This is a genomic window from Amorphus suaedae, assembly GCF_053629675.1.
The window spans coordinates 1,086,237-1,102,392 of sequence record NZ_JBRJIT010000001.1 but is presented as its reverse complement, the minus strand read 5'-3'; the positions used below and the strand labels follow the sequence as shown (position 1 = coordinate 1,102,392).

Below are 16,156 nucleotides of genomic sequence, written 5' to 3'. Positions count from 1 at the left end.
CACCTGCGTCAGAAGGCGCGGGATGCTTTGGAGGAAACGACCGGCTCGCGGGCCGTCTCGCCCGGATCGAACCGATCCGGCGCATCAGGGACCGCTCGACGGGCCGCAGCGGGAGCCGACACGTTCCGATCCGGTCATCCGGCCCGATCGGACAGGCTCCGGCCGGATGAGGATGGGCGCGTGGACACCAACCAACTCGTCGCTGACATCACGCGCTTCTGTCGAAGCCGCGAGATGGCCGAATCCACCTTCGGCAGGGTCGTCGCCAACGACGGCAAGCTCGTCGCCCGCCTGCGCGACGGCAAGAGCATCACCTTGCGCACCCTGAAGAAGGTCGAGGACTACATGGCCGCCGAAACCGGCGAGGCGGAGCCGGCACCGGCGCCTTCGAACGGCGCCGACGCGGGGCCCGCACCGGCCCCGGCTCCGGCCGTGGCTTCCGACCCGGAGGCCGCCGCATCGGGCCGCAACTTCCGCTTCTTCGATAACCGCCAGAAGTATCTGCTTTTCGTGAACACCTGCTCGGAGAAGTGGGTGGTGGCGAACCGCGTCTCCATGGAGCTCGCGAACATCCATCCCAAGCCGCCGTCGATCCGCCTGTTCGACGCGGGCGTGGGCGACGGCACGGTGCTGACCCGCGTGATGCGGTCGATGCACGCGCGCTACCCGACGATGCCGCACCTGATCGCCGGCAAGGAGATCAGCCTGGAGGACATCCGGCTGACCATCGAGAAGATGCCGGACCGCTTCTACGAGCATCCGGCCAGCGTCATCGTGCTGACCAACATGTTCTATTCCGAGGCCCCGTGGCTGCGCGTCCACGCGCCGGCGGCCGCCAACAGCCTGGTGTGGGAAGAGGTGCCGCTGCGCGGGTCGTCGTCGGCCGATTTCGAGGAGCAGCTGACCGCGCTCGAGCCGTTCCTGGCGGAAAACTGGAAGGCGAAGGCCCACCCGCGCACCGGCAACCCGATCTACGAGCGCCCGGTGGTGCTGGTGCTCTACCGGGAGGACCACCGCTTCCTGCTGGATTCAGTCATCCCGAAGCCGGGCGCCATGCGCGCCGACTACGACCTGATCATCGCCTCGCAGCCCTACCGCCTGCGGGTGCCGGCCGAGTTCAAGGCCCAGAAGGTGATCGCGCCGCTGGCGCGGGCGCTGGGCCCCGGCGGCCGCCTGATCGGCATCCATTCCCACGGCGACGATCCCGGCCTGGACATCGTCCACGGCGTCTGGCCGGACGAGAACCCGTTCGTCAACAACCGCCACGACATCCTGAAGGCGACCAAGGACGCGCTCGGCCCCGCCGGCCGCGACCTCAAGTTCAACGCCTATTCCGACGCCCGCTCGATCTTCCGCTACGACATGCACACGCTGCCCAACGAGCTGGAGGGGCCGATCGGCACGTCGACGCTGTTCGCGGCCTGGAATGCGGCGATCTACGTCAACCAGATCGAGGACGAACGGCTCAACGACGCCGTCAGGACCGGCCTCTATCTCGATGCCACCCGCGACGTCCTGAAGAAGCACGGGGGCCTCTGGTTCAACGACGAGAGCTTCGTCATCTCGCGCAAGATGGGGTAGGGAACATGGCGCAGTCCGATTACGTCTTCACCAGCGAATCCGTTTCCGAGGGCCATCCGGACAAGGTCTGCGACCGGATCTCCGACGAGATCGTCGACGCCTTCTTCCGCGAGGGCGTCGCCGCCGGCTGGAACCCCGCCGACATCCGCGTCGCCTGCGAGACGCTCACCACCACCAACCGCGTGGTGATCGCCGGCGAGACGCGCGGCCCGGAGACGCTCACCCGCGACTTCATCGCCCATGTCGCCCGGCTGGCGATCCGCGACATTGGCTACGAGCAGGCCGGCTTCCACTGGGATACCTGCGATATCGAGGTGCTGCTGCACGCCCAGTCCGCCGACATCGCCCAGGGCGTCGATTCCAGCGGCAGCAAGGACGAAGGGGCGGGCGACCAGGGAATCATGTTCGGCTACGCCTGCCGCGAGACGCCGGAGTTCATGCCGGCGCCGATCTACTTCGCCCACAAGATCCTCGAGCGACTCGCCAAGGCGCGCAAGAGCGGCGAGGCGCCGCTGCTCGGCCCCGATGCAAAGAGCCAGATCTCGGTGGCCTACCAGAACGGCCGGCCGGTGCGGGTCACCCAGATCGTGCTGTCGACCCAGCATCTCGACGAGACGCTGACCTCGGCCGACGTGCGCGCCATCGTCGAGCCGTTCATCCGCGAGGTGCTGCCGGCGAACTGGCTCGACAAGGACACCGTCTGGCACGTGAACCCGACCGGCAAGTTCGTGGTCGGAGGGCCGGACGGCGACTGCGGCCTCACCGGCCGCAAGATCATCGTAGACACCTACGGCGGCGCCGCGCCGCACGGTGGCGGTGCGTTTTCCGGCAAGGACCCGACGAAGGTCGACCGCTCGGCCGCCTATGCCGCGCGCTATCTCGCCAAGAACGTCGTCGCCGCCGGGCTCGCCCAGCGCTGCACCATCCAGCTCGCCTACGCCATCGGCGTCGCCGAGCCGCTGTCGCTCTATGTGGACTTCCACGGCACCGGCAACACCGAGGAGGCGAAGGTCGCCAAGGCGCTCCGCCACGTCATGAAGCTGACGCCGCGCGGGATCCGCGAGCATCTCGGCCTCAACCGGCCGATCTATGCGCGCACCTCCGCCTACGGGCATTTCGGCCGCGAAGCCCAGGCCGACGGCGGCTTCTCGTGGGAGCGCGTCGATCTCGTCGACGACCTCAAGTGCGCGCTGCACTCGGACCACGTGATGTCGGGCCTGCTGCGCCAGCCGGCGGCCGTGGCGAAGTGAGCCGGACTGCGCCGCCTTCACCGGTGGGTGGCGACCGCGTGGCGCACGGCCTGCTCGCGCGACCCGTGTCGCTCGAGCTGGCGCCCGGCGAGGTGGCGGACTTCGCGCCCGATGCGCGCGTGTTTCCGGCGGGCTCGCCCGTCTTCCTCTCCCACATCGCCGGCAAGTCGCTCGAGGCCCAGGCGGAGGCGGCGCGCGTTCTCGTCGAACGCGGCTTCCGGCCGGTCCCGCATCTGGGGGCGCGCAACTTCGAGAGCGAGGCGGCGTATATCGCCCATGTGGCGCGCCTGGCGGCGGCCGGGGTCGAGGACGCGCTGTTCGTCGGCGGCAATCCGGCGACGCCGCACGGGCCGCTGGGCGAGGCGGCCGACCTTCTCGGCCATTCCGTGCTCGCCGACACCGGCCTCCGCACCGCCTATCTGGCGGTCCATCCCGAAGGCCACCCGGCCGTCCCGCGGGCGGCGCTCGACGCTGCGTTCGCCCGCAAGTTGGAGCAGTGCGCGGCGCGTGGCATCCGTCCCGCCGCGGTCTCGCAGTTCGGTTTCGATGGCGACGGGCTCGGCCGGTTCGCGGCGGGCTTCGCCGCCGCGTATCCGGGCATGGAGCTGCGCCTCGGCCTTGCCGGCGTGACGTCGCTGGCCAAGCTCGTTGGCTTCGCGGTGCGCTGCGGCGTCGGGCCGTCGCTGTCGATCCTGCGCAAGTCGCCCGGCGCGATCTTCAGCGTCGCCTCCGACCGCGACCCGGCCGATGTCCTCGCCGGCATCGACGCGGCAGGTCTGCTCGACAGCGCCGACGTGTACGCCCACTTCTTCGTCTTCGGCGGCTGGCGGAAGACCCTTTCCTGGCTGGCGGATCGCCGCGACCTGGCCGCCTGAGAACGGGCCGCAACGCGGGCGTTCATGGGGGGCAGGCAGGGCATGCCGCCGCCCGGCGGCGCTCCTAGCCCGCCGTCTTCAGCGGGGCGCGGCTGTGGTCGTTGGCGGCGGCGGTGGCCTTGGTGAGGAGCCGAAGGAACACCTCGCGTTCGTCAGGGTCCAGCCCCTCCAGCATCCGCACCTGGGCGTGCCGCACGGCAGGCGTCGCCTTCTCGACCGTTTCCTCGCCCGCGGCGCTCAGCGCCAGCTCCCGGGCGCGGCGGTCGCGCGCGCTGGTGCGGCGGCGGACGAACCCCTTCTGCACCAGCCGGTCGACGACGCCGCCGATGGTGACGCGGTCGTAGGCGATCAGGCCCGCGAGCGTCGCCTGGTCGAGGCCGGGATTGGCGCGTATCGCGCACATGGCGGCGAACTGAACCGGCGTCAGCGCGTGTCCGGCCGCCCCCACTTCCTCCAGGAACAGCGACACCGACGCCTGATGCAGGCGGCGGATCAGATGGCCGGGCATCTCCCAGAGTTCAAGCATCGGTCGTCCCCGTCTCGCTGATGGCGCGTGCCACGCCAATTGACACGTATACTAATGATAAGTATACGACTTAACAACATCCCGCACGGGATGATCCAATCAGAACGCGCGCGGGGAGGGACGGACATGCCCGAAGACAGGCCCATTCTCATCGTCGGGGGCGGCATCGGCGGCCTTGCCACCGCGTGCGGCCTCGCCCGCAAGGGGTTCCGGTCGCTGGTGCTGGAGAAGGCGCCGGAGCTGTCGGAGATCGGCGCCGGCATCCAGCTCGGCCCCAATGCCTTCCATGCCTTCGACTATCTGGGCGTCGGCGAGGCGGCGCGCGCGCTTGCGGTCTATGTGGACAGCGTCCGCTTCATGGACGCGATCTCCGGCGAGGAGGTCATGAACGTGGCCGTCGACGACGAGTTCGTGCGGCGCTTCAAGGACCCATACGCGGTCGTCCATCGCGGCGACCTGCACCAGGTGTTCGTGCGCGCGTGCACGGCGAGCGATCTGGTCGAGGTGCGCACGAACGCGCAGGTGGTCGACTACGCGCAGGACGCAACGTCGGTCAGCGCGATTCTGGCTGACGGCACCCGCGTCACCGGCAGCGCGCTCGTCGGCGCCGACGGGCTCTGGTCGAAGATCCGCAAGCGGCTGGTCGGCGACGGTCTGCCCCGCGTCTCCGGCCACACCACCTATCGGTCAGTGATCCCGACGGAACGGATGCCGGAAGACCTGCGCTGGAACGCCTCGGTGCTGTGGGGCGGCCCGAAGTGCCACATCGTGCACTATCCGCTGCAGGGCGGCGAGGCGTTCAACCTCGTTGTCACCTACCACAACCACGCGCCCGAGCCGGTGATGGGGCTTCCCGTCGACACCGAGATGGTGCGGCGCGGCTTCGACCACGTCCATCCGCGCCCGCGTCAGGTGATCGAGCGGGGCGAAAACTGGAAGCTCTGGGTGCTCTGCGACCGCGATCCGGTGACCAACTGGACCGACGGCCGGGCGACGCTTCTGGGCGACGCGGCGCATCCGATGATGCAGTACATGGCCCAGGGCGCCTGCATGGCCATGGAGGATGCGGTGTGCCTGTCGGCCGAGATGGAGGCCGCGTCCGGCGACGCCGAGCGGGCATTTCCGGCCTATCAGGCGAAGCGGGGACCGCGCACGGCGCGCGTCCAGCTGCAGTCGCGCTGGGTGGGCGACTACATCTTCCATCCCGACGGCGCACACGCGCACCTGCGCAACCTGCTGATGCGGTCCAAGACCCAGAGCGAGTGGCTCGATGCCATGGAATGGCTCTACGGCGCCAACGGGCTGGAGGGCGGGGCCGCCGGGATCGGCGCCGGATCGAAGCCGATTTTCTGATCCGGCCGACGGCGCGTTCCGCGTGACCTTGGGGCGCGCCGGAGCGGCGCGCGTCTTGCCGTCGCGCCGGTTTCGCATCATATCCGCGGGAGATCGGGCCCGCATTCGCGCCGAGCAGGGTGGCGGGCCGTGCCTCTTTTGGTTCCGCGACCCAGCCTCGCTGCCGCTTCGATCGGACCGCACTGCAACACCCGCCGGAGGTGCCGATGAGCGACCAGACCACCAAGCCGCGCACGACGGTCCGTCCGAAGGTCGAACGCCCGCGGCTCTACAAGGTGATTCTGCTGAACGACGACTTCACGCCGCGCGAGTTCGTGGTGATGGTGCTGAAGGCGGAGTTCAAGATGACCGAGGACGAGGCGCTGCGCGTGATGATCACCGCGCATCAGAAGGGGTCCTGCGTGGTGGCCGTCTTCCCGCGCGACGTTGCGGAGACCAAGGCCACACGGGCCACCGATGCGGGCCGGCAGATGGGCTATCCGCTCGCCTTCACCACCGAACCCGAGGAATAGGGCCGGCCTGACCGAAGGTGGCTACTTGATGTGTCGGTGGCTGAAAAATTGGCTGGGGCGCCAGGATTCGAACCTGGGATCACGAGACCAAAACCCGTTGCCTTACCGCTTGGCCACGCCCCAACGCTGCGGCGCCTCGGCGCCGAGCCGGCCGACCGCGCGGCGGCCGGCAGCTGTGTGACAGCCTTCTAGCGGGTCGCCGGGCGGGCCGCAACGGGCGAGACGGAGCCGCCGTCAGTCCGGCGCGGCGGACGCCTTCGTCGTTCCGGCCCTGCGGTGCGCGAGCGCGCGCTCCAGCGACGGCGCGGCATCCAGCAGCGCGCGCGTGTAGGCATGGCGCGGCGCGCCGAACACCTCGTCGGTGGGGCCGGCCTCGACGATTTCTCCCTCCTTCATGACGCAGACGCGGTCGGTGACCGCGCGCACCACCGTCAGGTCGTGGGAAATGAACAGCAGGGCCAGGTTCATCTCCAGCCGCAGGCGGGCCAGCAGGTCGAGCACCTGGGCCTGCAGCGAAACGTCCAGCGCGGAGACCGGCTCGTCGGCGACCACCAGCGCGGGACGGGTGACGATTGCCCGCGCGATCGCGATCCGCTGGCGCTGGCCGCCGGAAAACTGGTGCGGGTAGCGCGCGGCGTCGGCCGACGACAGCCCGACCTGCTCGAGCGCCTCGACGATCCGCCGCCGCCGCTCGTCGGCCGGGCACGACGCGCCCAGGAGATGCAGGGGCTCGCCGACGATGCGGGCGACGGTCTGGCGCGGATCGAAGCTGCCGTAGGGATCCTGAAACACCGCCTGGATGCCCGGACGGACGGCGCGCAGGGCGGCCGGGGTCAGCGCGAAGAGGTCGGTGCCCCGGAACCGGACCGTCCCCGCCTGTGGCCGGTCGAGCGCCAGGATGGTGCGCGCCAGCGTCGACTTGCCGGACCCCGATTCGCCGACCAGACCGAGGCTTTCCCCGGCCCGGATCGCCAGCGACACGTCGTGGAGCACCCGCGCCTGGCGACGCGGCCCGAACAGCGAGGTGCGGGGACGGGGATAGGCCCGGGCGATGCCCTCGGCGGCCACCAGGATCGGGGCGTCGGCGGGCGGCGGAGGGACGGTGCGCGGTGCCGCGGTCGTGGCCGCGATCAGCCGGCGCGTCTCGTCGCTCTGCGGCGCGTCGAACAGGTCGAGCGTCGCGGCCTCCTCCACCACGCGGCCATCCTTCATGACCGCGATGCGCTCGGCGGTCTCCGCCACCACCGCCAGGTCGTGGGTGATCAGCACCAGCGACGCGCCGTCGGCCGCCGCGATGTCCTTCAGGAGGGCGAGGATCTGCGCCTGCACGGTGACGTCCAGGGCGGTCGTCGGCTCGTCGGCGATCAGCAGCTTCGGATCGGCCGCGATCGCAATGGCGATGACGACGCGCTGGCGCTGGCCGCCGGAGAGCTGGTGGGGATAGCGGTTGGGGTCGACCTGCTGGGCCGTAAGCCCGACCCGGTCGAGAAGCCGGGCGACCCGGGCCTCGATGTCGGCGCGCGAGAGCGGCAGGTGCAGGCGCACCGCCTCGGCGATCTGGTCGCCGATGGTGTGCACCGGATTGAGCGCCATCATCGGCTCCTGGAAGACCAGGCCGATCCGGCGCCCGCGGACGCCGCACATGGCGCGCTCCGACATCGCCAGCAGGTCCTCGCCATCGAGGCGGATGGACCCGCCGAGACGGGCGTCGACGGGCAGCAGCCGCATCACCGACAGGGCCGTCATCGACTTGCCGGATCCCGATTCGCCGACGATGCCCAGCGTCTCTCCGGCGCGCACGGTGAGGCTCACGTCGTCGAGGATCCGGTGGGAACCGATGGCAAGCGTCAGCCGGTCGATCTCGAGCAGCGCCACGGCCTATCGTTCCCGGTCGAGACGCGGATCGAGGACGTCGCGCAGGCCGTCGCCGAGGAGGTTGAGGCCGAGCACCGAGGCGACGATGGCAAGCCCCGGCACGATCGCCAGCCACGGCGCGATAGTCATCAGCGTCTGCGCGTCGGCGAGCATCTTGCCCCAGCTCGGCATCGGCGGCTGGGTGCCGAGACCCACATAGGAGAGGCCGGCCTCGGCGAGGATCGCCAGCGCGAACTGGATGGTCCCCTGGACGATGATCAGGCTCGCGACGTTGGGCAGGATGTGCTCGACGGTGATCCGCGCCGGCGTCTTGCCGGCGACGCGGGCGGCCAGCACGAATTCCCGGCCCCACAGCGAGCGGGCGGCGCCGCGCGTGACCCGCGCGAAGACGGGAATGTTGAAGATCCCGATGGCGATGATGGCGTTGATGGCGCCGGGCCCGAAGATCGCGGTGATCATCACGGCGGTGACCAGGGCGGGGAAGGCGAACACCAGGTCGCTTCCGCGCATCAGGATGCCGTCGACGATGCCGCCTTCGGACGCGGCGACGAGCCCGAGCGGCACGCCGATCCCAAGCCCGATGGCGACGGCCACCACGGCCACGCCGAGCGAGTTCCGCGCCCCCACCAGCACCATGGAGAAGACGTCCCGGCCGAACGCGTCGGTGCCGAGCCAGTGGATGGGGCCGGGCGCCTGAAGCCGGTCGCGGATGACGACCTCGGCCACCGGAAACGGCGTCCACACGAGGGACAGGAGCGCCGCACCTACCAGGACGGCGGTGATGACCGCGCCGATCAGGAAGGACGGGTGGCGCAGGGCGCGCTCGAGCGGGCCGCGCCGGGAGGTGGCGAGGAGGCTCGCGTCGCTCATCGCCCGGCCAGCCGCAGGCGCGGGTCGACCGCCGCGTAGGCGAGGTCGACCAGGAAGTTGACGATCACCACGGTGGCGACGAGGAGCACGGTCAGGCTCTGTACGACGACGAGGTCGCGCTGGGCGACGGCCTGGAAGATCAGCCGTCCGAGGCCCGGCAGGTAGAAGACGTTCTCGATGATGATCGTGCCGGCGATCAGGAAGGCGAATTGCAGGCCGAGGATGGTGAGCACCGGGATCAGCGCGTTGCGCACGCCGTGTCGCCAGACGGTCGCCAAGAAGGGCAGGCCCTTCGCCCGCGCGGTGCGCATGTAGTCCTCGTGCAGCACGTCGAGCAGGGCGGAGCGCATCACCCGCGCCAGGATCGCCGCCTGGGGCAGGGCGAGCGCCACCGCCGGCAGCAGCAGCGAGCCGAGGGCGGCGCCCGGTCCGGCGTCCCAGCCCGCGAACCCGCCGGCCGGAACCCAGCGCAGCGTGATGGCGAACAGGTAGACCAGCAGGATGCCGAACCAGAAATTGGGGATGGCGATGCCGAGCTGTGCGAACCCCATTACCGCGGAGTCGGGCCAGCGGTTGTGGGCGGTGGCCGCGACGGTGCCGAGGGGAATGGCGATCGCCGTGGACAGGATCAACGCCATCACGGCCAGCGGCAGGCTCACCAGCGCGCGGTCGGCGATCAGTCCGGCCACCGGCACGCGGTAGGTGTAGCTGATGCCGAAATCGCCCGTCAGCATCCCGCCGATCCAGTGCAGGTAGCGCAGCAGGGCCGGCGCATCGAGGCCGAGCTCGGTGCGCAGCGCGGCGATGGTGTCGGGCTGGGCGTTGACGCCCAGCATCAGGCTCGCCGGGTCGCCGGGCAGCAGTTCCAGCACCGCGAAGACGACCATCGTCGCGACCAGGATGGTCGCGACGAGGCCTCCGAGCCTGCGGATCAGGAAGAGGAGCACGGGACTGCTCGCTCCCGCTGCCGGACGACCGTCACTTCGCCCAGTAGGCGTCCGTCAGGTCGTTGGCCTGGATCGGCGCGTTGGCCCACAGGCCCTTGAGGTCCTTGTTCCAGACGCCGGCCTTGGGGAGCTGGAACAGGAAGCCGTTCACCGCGTCCTTGGCGATGATCTCCTGGGCCTGGCGGTAGAGCGCGTTGCGGGCATCGGTGTCGGCCTCCGACGACAGCTTCTCGATCACCGCTTTGAACTCGGGATTGTCGTAGCCGAAATAGTAGTCGTCGCGGGCGTAGATATCGATGTCGAGCGGCTCGGTGTGCGAGATGATCGTCATGTCGAAGTCGTGGCCCTTGAACACCTCTTCCAGCCACTGGGCCCATTCGAGCGGGATGATCTCCACCTTGATGCCGATCTTGGCGAGGTCGGACGCGATGATTTCGCCGCTGCGCCGCGCGTAGGTGGTCGGCGGCAGCTTCATGGTCGCCTCGAAGCCGTCCCCGTATCCCGCCTCGGCCAGCAGCGCCTTCGCCTTCTCCAGGTCGAACGGGTACATGCCGGTGAGGTCCACATAGGCCGGATGATGCGGCGCGAAGTGGGAGCCGATGGGCGTGCCGTAGCCGAACATCGCGCCATCGATCACCGCCTGGCGGTCGATCGCATGGCTGATCGCCTGGCGCACCTTCAGGTCGGAGAACGGCTTGTCGCGGTTGTTCATGGCGAGGATCGTCTCGCCCTCGGTGGTGCCGACGACCACGTCGAAGCGGGGATCGGCTTCCAGCTGCGGCAGGTTCTCGGTCGCCGGGAAGCTCGGATAGGCGTCGAGGTCGCCGGCGAGCATGGCGGCGAGGGCGGCGGCCGGGTCGCCGACGAACTTGAACGTCGCGCCGGCAAGCTTGGCGGGCTCGCCCCAGTAGCCGTCGAAGCGCTCCAGCACCACGCTGTCGCCCTTCACCCAGCGCACGAACTTGAACGGGCCGGTGCCGACCGGGTCGGTCTTGTCGGTCTCGGCGCTCTCCGGCGCGACGATCACCGCGTCGCCCCAGCCGAGGTCGAACAGGAAGCTGCCGGCAGGCTTCGAGAGATGGATCTCCACGGTGGTCGGATCGACGACGGTCACCGTGTCGATCGGCTCGAAGATGCGCTTCTGGGCGTTGGTCGAATCCTCCGCCTTGGCGCGCTCGAACGAGAACTTCACGTCCTCGGCGTCGAAGGTGGTGCCGTCGTGGAAGGTGACGCCGTCGTGAAGCTTGAAGGTGTAGGTGAGGCCGTCGTCGGAGATGGTCCAGCTCTCGGCGAGGCCCGGCTTGACGGTGCCGTCCGCGTCGACGCGCGTGAGACCCTCGAAGACGTTCTGGTAGACCACCTCGTCGATGGCCGCCGCGGCACCCGCGGTGGGGTCGAGATGGGGCGGCTCGAGCCGCATTCCGATGGTTGCGGTGGTCTTCTGGGCGAGCGCCGGCCCGGAGAGGGCAAGGGCAAGCACCAGGCCGGTAGCAAGGGCGTGGAACGGTCGTCGCATCGCGGCTCATCCTTCCTCTGGATCGGATCGCGTCCGGGCGGATCCGGCCCGGACGGCGATGGCATGCTCAGGCGTCGGAAGACCGGAGCCGGACTGTTCGCCCTGGCGCGGACGCGCCGTCGAACCGGTCTCGGGTCTTCAAGGCGATCCTCGTGCCGGCGCGAAGCTGTGCCCCGGCCGGCCGCGTCTATTCGTGCTCAGGCCCTGCCGGCGGTCAACAGCCCATGTGCGGCCATCGCCATGACCTTCGCCGAATCGACCATGTCGTCGATGCCGACGTATTCGTCCGGCTGGTGCGCGAGATCCAGGATGCCCGGGCCGTAGGCGATGCAGTCGTGCAGGTGGCCGATGCGGGCGATGTGCTTCTGGTCGTAGGTGCCGGGCGAAATGACGTACTCGGGATCCTTGCCGAGGACCGCGCGGATCGCCTCGGCGACGCCGAGCACCACCGGCGCGTCCCTGTCGGTCATGGTCGGCAGCGCCTCGAACAGGTCCCGGATGGAGTAGCGGAAGTCGGGGCGCGTCGCCGCGAGCCGGTCGAGGAGACCGATCACCTCCGCCTTCACCGCCTCGATCGGCTCCTCGATCAGGAAGCGGCGGTCGATCACCAGCCGGCATGAATCCGGCACGCAGGCGCTCGGCAGCCCCTCGTAGTCCTCGTCGAGGCCGCCGTGGATGGAGTTGATGTTCAGCGTGGAGCGCCGCGCGCCCTCCGGCGCGATCGGCATCTCCGTGCGCCGGCCGGCGAGCGCCGGAAAGAGCTCCGCCTCGAAGGCGCCGAGCACGGCCGCCATGTGGCGCACGCCGCAATCGCCCAGGAAGGGCATCGAGCCGTGGGCGATCCGCCCCTCCGTCTCGATCTCGGCCCACCAGACGCCGCGGTGGCCGAGGCAGATGCGGTCCTTGTTGAGCGGCTCGGGGATGATGACGTGGTCGACCCTCGGCCGGGAGAAGAAGCCGTTGCGGGCAAGATGGGCGACGCCGCCGAAGCCGCCCGATTCCTCGTCGACCGTGCCGGAGATCTCCAGCGTGCCGGGCAGGTCGGGGAACGCCTCGATCAGCGCCTCGACGGCGATCACCGAGGCGGCGAGCCCGCCTTTCATGTCGCAGGTGCCGCGCCCGTAGATCCGGCCGTCGCGCACCACCGGCTCGAACGGCTGGGTCGACCATCCGTGCCCGGCGGAGACGACGTCGATGTGGGAGTTGAAGTGCACGCACGGACCCGGCCGGCTGCCTTCGCGCCGGGCGACGACGTTGACGCGCGGATACCGGTCGCTGTCGCCGGGCGTGTCGTGGCCGCGGATGTAGGCGACCTCGAAGCCGCGCCGGCGCAGCCGTTCGCCGAGCAGTTCGGCGCAGGGCGTGTAGGCGTCGCCCGGCGGATTGACGGTGGGAATCGCGACGAGGGCGCACGTCAGCGCGACCAGATCGTCGCGCTTGCTGGCGATTCGGGAGTGAAGCGTCTCGAGCATCGAATCGTCCGCGACTCAGGGACCTAGACGAGAACCGTCGGGCAGGGACCCCAGTCTAGCCGAAGGGGACGGGCGCTTGAAACGGGGAAGCCCGGCGGGGGCGGCGCTGTCGCCGTGTCCTGTCTGCAACGGGCCCAACAGAGTTAACGAAAACCTTCGAAAATCCGCTCAATCGGGGCGTTCGGGGGCCGTTTGGTTAGGAACTGTTAACCATAACGGCGCGAGATACGCAGCATGGCTCATGTGTTCGACCTGTGCCGATCCGGAAAACCGGGTCGGTCGGATGAGCCCAAAAAAACACTGAGGCGTCTAGGCGACCAGCGGCCGGTCCACCGTCTGCAACCATGAGCTTGGAGTTAAGACTATGAAGACCAACATCCTGATGCTGAGCGCCGCGGCGACCGTCGCCTGCGCCACGGGCGCCAACGCCGCCGATCTGCCGGTCGCTCCGGAGCCGCTCGACTACGTTCGGGTCTGCGACGCGTACGGCGCCGGCTTCTACTACATCCCGGGCACCGACACCTGCCTCAACCTGGCCGGCCGCGTCCGCGCGGAATACCGGGTGTTCGACTACGACCGCAGCTTCCGCGCCGGCAGCGGCAACGATGTCCACGACCGCAACTTCGACAGCACCGAGTTCCGGGCGCGCGCCTATGTCTACATGGACTCGCGCACCAACACCGAATTCGGCCTGCTGCGCACCTACACGAACATCTACTTCACCAACGACAACGGTGGCGGCACCGACCTGACGATGGATGACGCCTACATCCAGTTCGGCGGCTTCACCTTCGGTCGCGGCCAGTCGTTCTACGACTTCGCCAACTATTCCACCTATGCCTCGGTGTTCACCCCGCAGCTGTCCGACCAGAAGATCAACCACGCGGCCTACACCTTCGCCTTCGGCAACGGCTTCTCCACGTCGGTGTCGATCGAAGACGCGGAAGAGCGCCGCACCTCGATCGGCGGCGACTACGGGATCGGCTACGGCGGCACCAAGTACCCGGATCTCGTCGCCAACATGCGCGTCGACCAGGGCTGGGGTTCCGCGCAGCTCATGGGTGCCCTGCACCAGGTCTGGCCGGGCTACAACTCGGGCGGCCCGACGGCCTCCAGCAAGGTCGGCTTCGCCGGCGGCGCGGGCGTGGTGGTCAACCTGCCGTTCGGCGTGAACACGCAGATGAACCTGACCGGCACCTACGCCCAGGGCGCCACCGACTACGCGTCCTCCGACATCACCGGGTTCTATTCGCCGCGCGGCTTCCTCGTCGAGGCGACCGACGCCACCTACAACTCGGCGACCCAGGACATCGAGACGACGCAGGCCTGGTCGGTTTCGGGCGGCATGGGCACCCAGGTGAGCCCGGAGATCGGCTTCGCCGTCCAGGGCGCCTACTTCAACCAGGAAGACCAGGTCGACGGGAACAACTCGTTCTCCAACGTCGACCTCCAGGGCGACGTGACCTATTCGCCGGGTAACATCTCCGGCTTCGAGATGGGCGTCGGCGTCGAATATCGCTACGTCGACCCGAACGAGGCGGCTGCGCCGTCGGCCAATGCCTACGCTGGCTATTTCCGCGCCGAGCGTACGTTCTAGTCCACTCTCGTGACCGGGCGCACGCGCCCGCTCATCGTACAACGACAGTCGACTTGAATGGTGTGGCCCCGCTGGATCTCCGGCGGGGCCATTTTCTTGTCAAGTTGATCTGTCGTAAACGTGCGTGAAGGTCGACGCATGAAGCGATAAATGCTTCCGTGATTTTCATATTACTGCAGCGCAAAAAAGTAATTTTAGAAACTCTAAAAGTGTTCATGCCCAATCGGGAACTTGAACAGTTTTAAGTTGTTGTTATTTCGTCACATGGACGCAGGAATGCGTCGTCAGCCCGGTGCGTTGCAGCATTTCGGGATTGAGGTGCGCGGCCGGATGCATAGTCTCGTTCGCAACCGGTCAGTTGGGGCATTCCTCCGGACCATCGGCGCCGATCCTTCCTTCCCGCGCCGAAAGAAGAACACGCCACTCCAACTGATCCGAAAGCAGCATCAACCGGCCGTCGCGTCACGGCGACGTTCCCCTTGGAGATTCGTGATGTCCGTAAAATCCGTTCTGCTGGCATCTGCCGCCGGAGTCCTGGCGGTTTCCTCGGCCCAGGCCGCCGACCTGCCGGTCGCGCCGGAGCCGATCGATTACGTCCGCGTCTGCGACGCCTTCGGCGCGGGCTTCTACTATATCCCCGGCACGGACACCTGCATCTCGGTCCGCGGCCGTGTCCGCGCCGAGTATCGCTACTTCGACGCCGATCCCTTCACCCATTCCCGCGACGAGGACTCCACCCAGTTCCGCGCCCGCGGCTACATCTATATGGACTCGCGTACCAACACCGAGTTCGGCCTGCTGCGCGCCTACAACGAAATCTACGTGACCTACGATTCGCCGGGTGGCACGGCCATCGATCTGGAGAACTCCTTCATCCAGTTCGGCGGGTTCACCTTCGGTCGCACCCAGTCCTTCTACGACTTCGTCGCCTATCCGACCTATGCGTCGGTGTTCACCCCGCAGCTCTCCGACCAGCGCCAGAACCTTGCGGCCTATACCTTCGCCTTCGGCCAGGGCTTCTCCACGACGCTGTCGCTGGAAAGCGCGGAAGAGCGCCGGGTCGGCATCGACGGGATCGGCTACGGCGGCACCAAGTATCCTGACCTCGTCGCCAACGTGCGCATCGACCAGGGGTGGGGCTCGGCGCAGGTCATGGGCGCGCTCCATCAGGTCTGGCCGGCATACAATGCCTTCGGCACCACGCCGGACAGCGAGCTCGGCTTCGCCGTCGGCGGCGGCGTGAGCGTGAACCTGCCGTTCGGCACCGACGTGACCGCCAACCTGTCGGGCGCCTACACCCGCGGCGCGGTGGCGTATGCCACGTCTTCGGCCGACGGTCCGGACATCGAGGACGCGGTCCTGGATACGGCCGGCGATCTCGAGCTGACCTCGGCCTGGTCGATGTCGGGCGGCTTCGGCTTCGCCTTCACCCCGACGGTGAGCGCGGCGATCCAGGGCGGCTACCTCGACTACAAGAACGACGCGGCATCGGCGAACGACTTCAAGAACTACGACCTGCAGGGCAACGTGTCCTGGACGCCGGTCGACGGGCTGCTGTTCGGCGTCGGCGTGGAATACCGCTACGTCGATGTGGACGCCGCGTCCGGCTTCAGCGACGAGGACCTCTGGGTTTCCTACTTCCGCGCCGAGCGCACCTTCTAGAACCCGTGGATGGGGGAGGGCGCCGACCGGCCCTCCGCAACCACATCGCAAGCGCTACGGAAAGCCCGCCGGCGACGGCGGGCTTTCTCGTTTGCGCGCGCCGCGACACGCCGACGACAG

The 16,156-nt window shown here is 68.8% G+C and carries 13 protein-coding genes and 1 tRNA gene; 7 read left to right on the top strand and 7 right to left on the bottom strand.

All coding sequences use genetic code 11. The features are described from left to right. Positions 1-180 precede the first annotated feature (180 nt). Genes AB7M35_RS04940 through AB7M35_RS04930 form a run of 3 tightly spaced genes read left to right on the top strand, consistent with a single transcriptional unit; the run spans position 181 to position 3,706 of the window. Entirely contained in the window at positions 181-1,581 is a 1,401-nt protein-coding gene (locus tag AB7M35_RS04940) for a hypothetical protein (RefSeq protein WP_453957724.1), read from the top strand. Between the two features lie 5 nt (positions 1,582-1,586). Further along, on the top strand, positions 1,587-2,831 hold the full coding sequence (metK, locus tag AB7M35_RS04935; protein WP_453957723.1) for a methionine adenosyltransferase: 1,245 nt from the start codon (positions 1,587-1,589) through the stop codon (positions 2,829-2,831). A gap of 38 nt (positions 2,832-2,869) precedes the next feature. Further along, the gene (locus tag AB7M35_RS04930; protein ID WP_453957722.1) at positions 2,870-3,706 is read left to right on the top strand and encodes a methylenetetrahydrofolate reductase; all 837 of its coding nucleotides are present in this window, start codon (positions 2,870-2,872) and stop codon (positions 3,704-3,706) included. A gap of 64 nt (positions 3,707-3,770) precedes the next feature. Here the strand turns inward: AB7M35_RS04930 and AB7M35_RS04925 are convergent, their stop codons facing one another. Further along, entirely contained in the window at positions 3,771-4,232 is a 462-nt protein-coding gene (locus tag AB7M35_RS04925) for a MarR family winged helix-turn-helix transcriptional regulator (protein ID WP_453957721.1), read from the bottom strand. Positions 4,233-4,358: 126 nt separating this feature from the next. Here AB7M35_RS04925 and AB7M35_RS04920 point away from each other — a divergent pair, with 126 nt between their 5' ends. Together AB7M35_RS04920 and clpS are read left to right on the top strand one after the other, a co-directional pair. After that, positions 4,359-5,585, top strand: coding sequence for a 3-hydroxybenzoate 6-monooxygenase (locus AB7M35_RS04920; protein ID WP_453957720.1), 1,227 nt, complete (start codon positions 4,359-4,361; stop codon positions 5,583-5,585). A gap of 206 nt (positions 5,586-5,791) precedes the next feature. Next, positions 5,792-6,097 carry an ATP-dependent Clp protease adapter ClpS gene (gene clpS, locus AB7M35_RS04915; RefSeq protein ID WP_453957719.1) on the top strand — a complete coding sequence of 102 codons (306 nt, stop codon included), beginning with the start codon at positions 5,792-5,794 and terminating at the stop codon, positions 6,095-6,097. Between the two features lie 49 nt (positions 6,098-6,146). Here clpS and AB7M35_RS04910 read toward each other — a convergent pair. From AB7M35_RS04910 to AB7M35_RS04885, 6 genes are all read right to left on the bottom strand, one after another. Beyond that, positions 6,147-6,220 (bottom strand) — tRNA-Gln (locus tag AB7M35_RS04910). A gap of 111 nt (positions 6,221-6,331) precedes the next feature. Further along, entirely contained in the window at positions 6,332-7,972 is a 1,641-nt protein-coding gene (locus AB7M35_RS04905; protein WP_453957718.1) for an ABC transporter ATP-binding protein, read from the bottom strand. A gap of 3 nt (positions 7,973-7,975) precedes the next feature. Further along, complete coding sequence (locus tag AB7M35_RS04900) at positions 7,976-8,842, bottom strand: ABC transporter permease (RefSeq protein ID WP_453957717.1); 867 nt, start codon at positions 8,840-8,842, stop codon at positions 7,976-7,978. Beyond that, on the bottom strand, positions 8,839-9,789 hold the full coding sequence (locus AB7M35_RS04895) for an ABC transporter permease (RefSeq protein ID WP_453957716.1): 951 nt from the start codon (positions 9,787-9,789) through the stop codon (positions 8,839-8,841). Before AB7M35_RS04895 ends, AB7M35_RS04900 begins: the two co-directional genes overlap by 4 nt. Before the next feature lie 31 nt (positions 9,790-9,820). Beyond that, positions 9,821-11,305 carry an ABC transporter substrate-binding protein gene (locus AB7M35_RS04890; RefSeq protein ID WP_453957715.1) on the bottom strand — a complete coding sequence of 495 codons (1,485 nt, stop codon included), beginning with the start codon at positions 11,303-11,305 and terminating at the stop codon, positions 9,821-9,823. 197 nt (positions 11,306-11,502) lie between these two features. Continuing rightward, the gene (locus AB7M35_RS04885; protein ID WP_453957714.1) at positions 11,503-12,777 is read right to left on the bottom strand and encodes an acetylornithine deacetylase/succinyl-diaminopimelate desuccinylase family protein; all 1,275 of its coding nucleotides are present in this window, start codon (positions 12,775-12,777) and stop codon (positions 11,503-11,505) included. Between the two features lie 364 nt (positions 12,778-13,141). On the opposite strand from AB7M35_RS04885, the gene AB7M35_RS04880 reads away from it, so the two are divergent. Further along, positions 13,142-14,374, top strand: coding sequence for a porin (locus tag AB7M35_RS04880; RefSeq protein ID WP_453957713.1), 1,233 nt, complete (start codon positions 13,142-13,144; stop codon positions 14,372-14,374). A 492-nt stretch (positions 14,375-14,866) separates the two neighbouring features. Beyond that, on the top strand, positions 14,867-16,036 hold the full coding sequence (locus tag AB7M35_RS04875) for a porin (protein ID WP_453957712.1): 1,170 nt from the start codon (positions 14,867-14,869) through the stop codon (positions 16,034-16,036). Positions 16,037-16,156 lie beyond the last annotated feature (120 nt).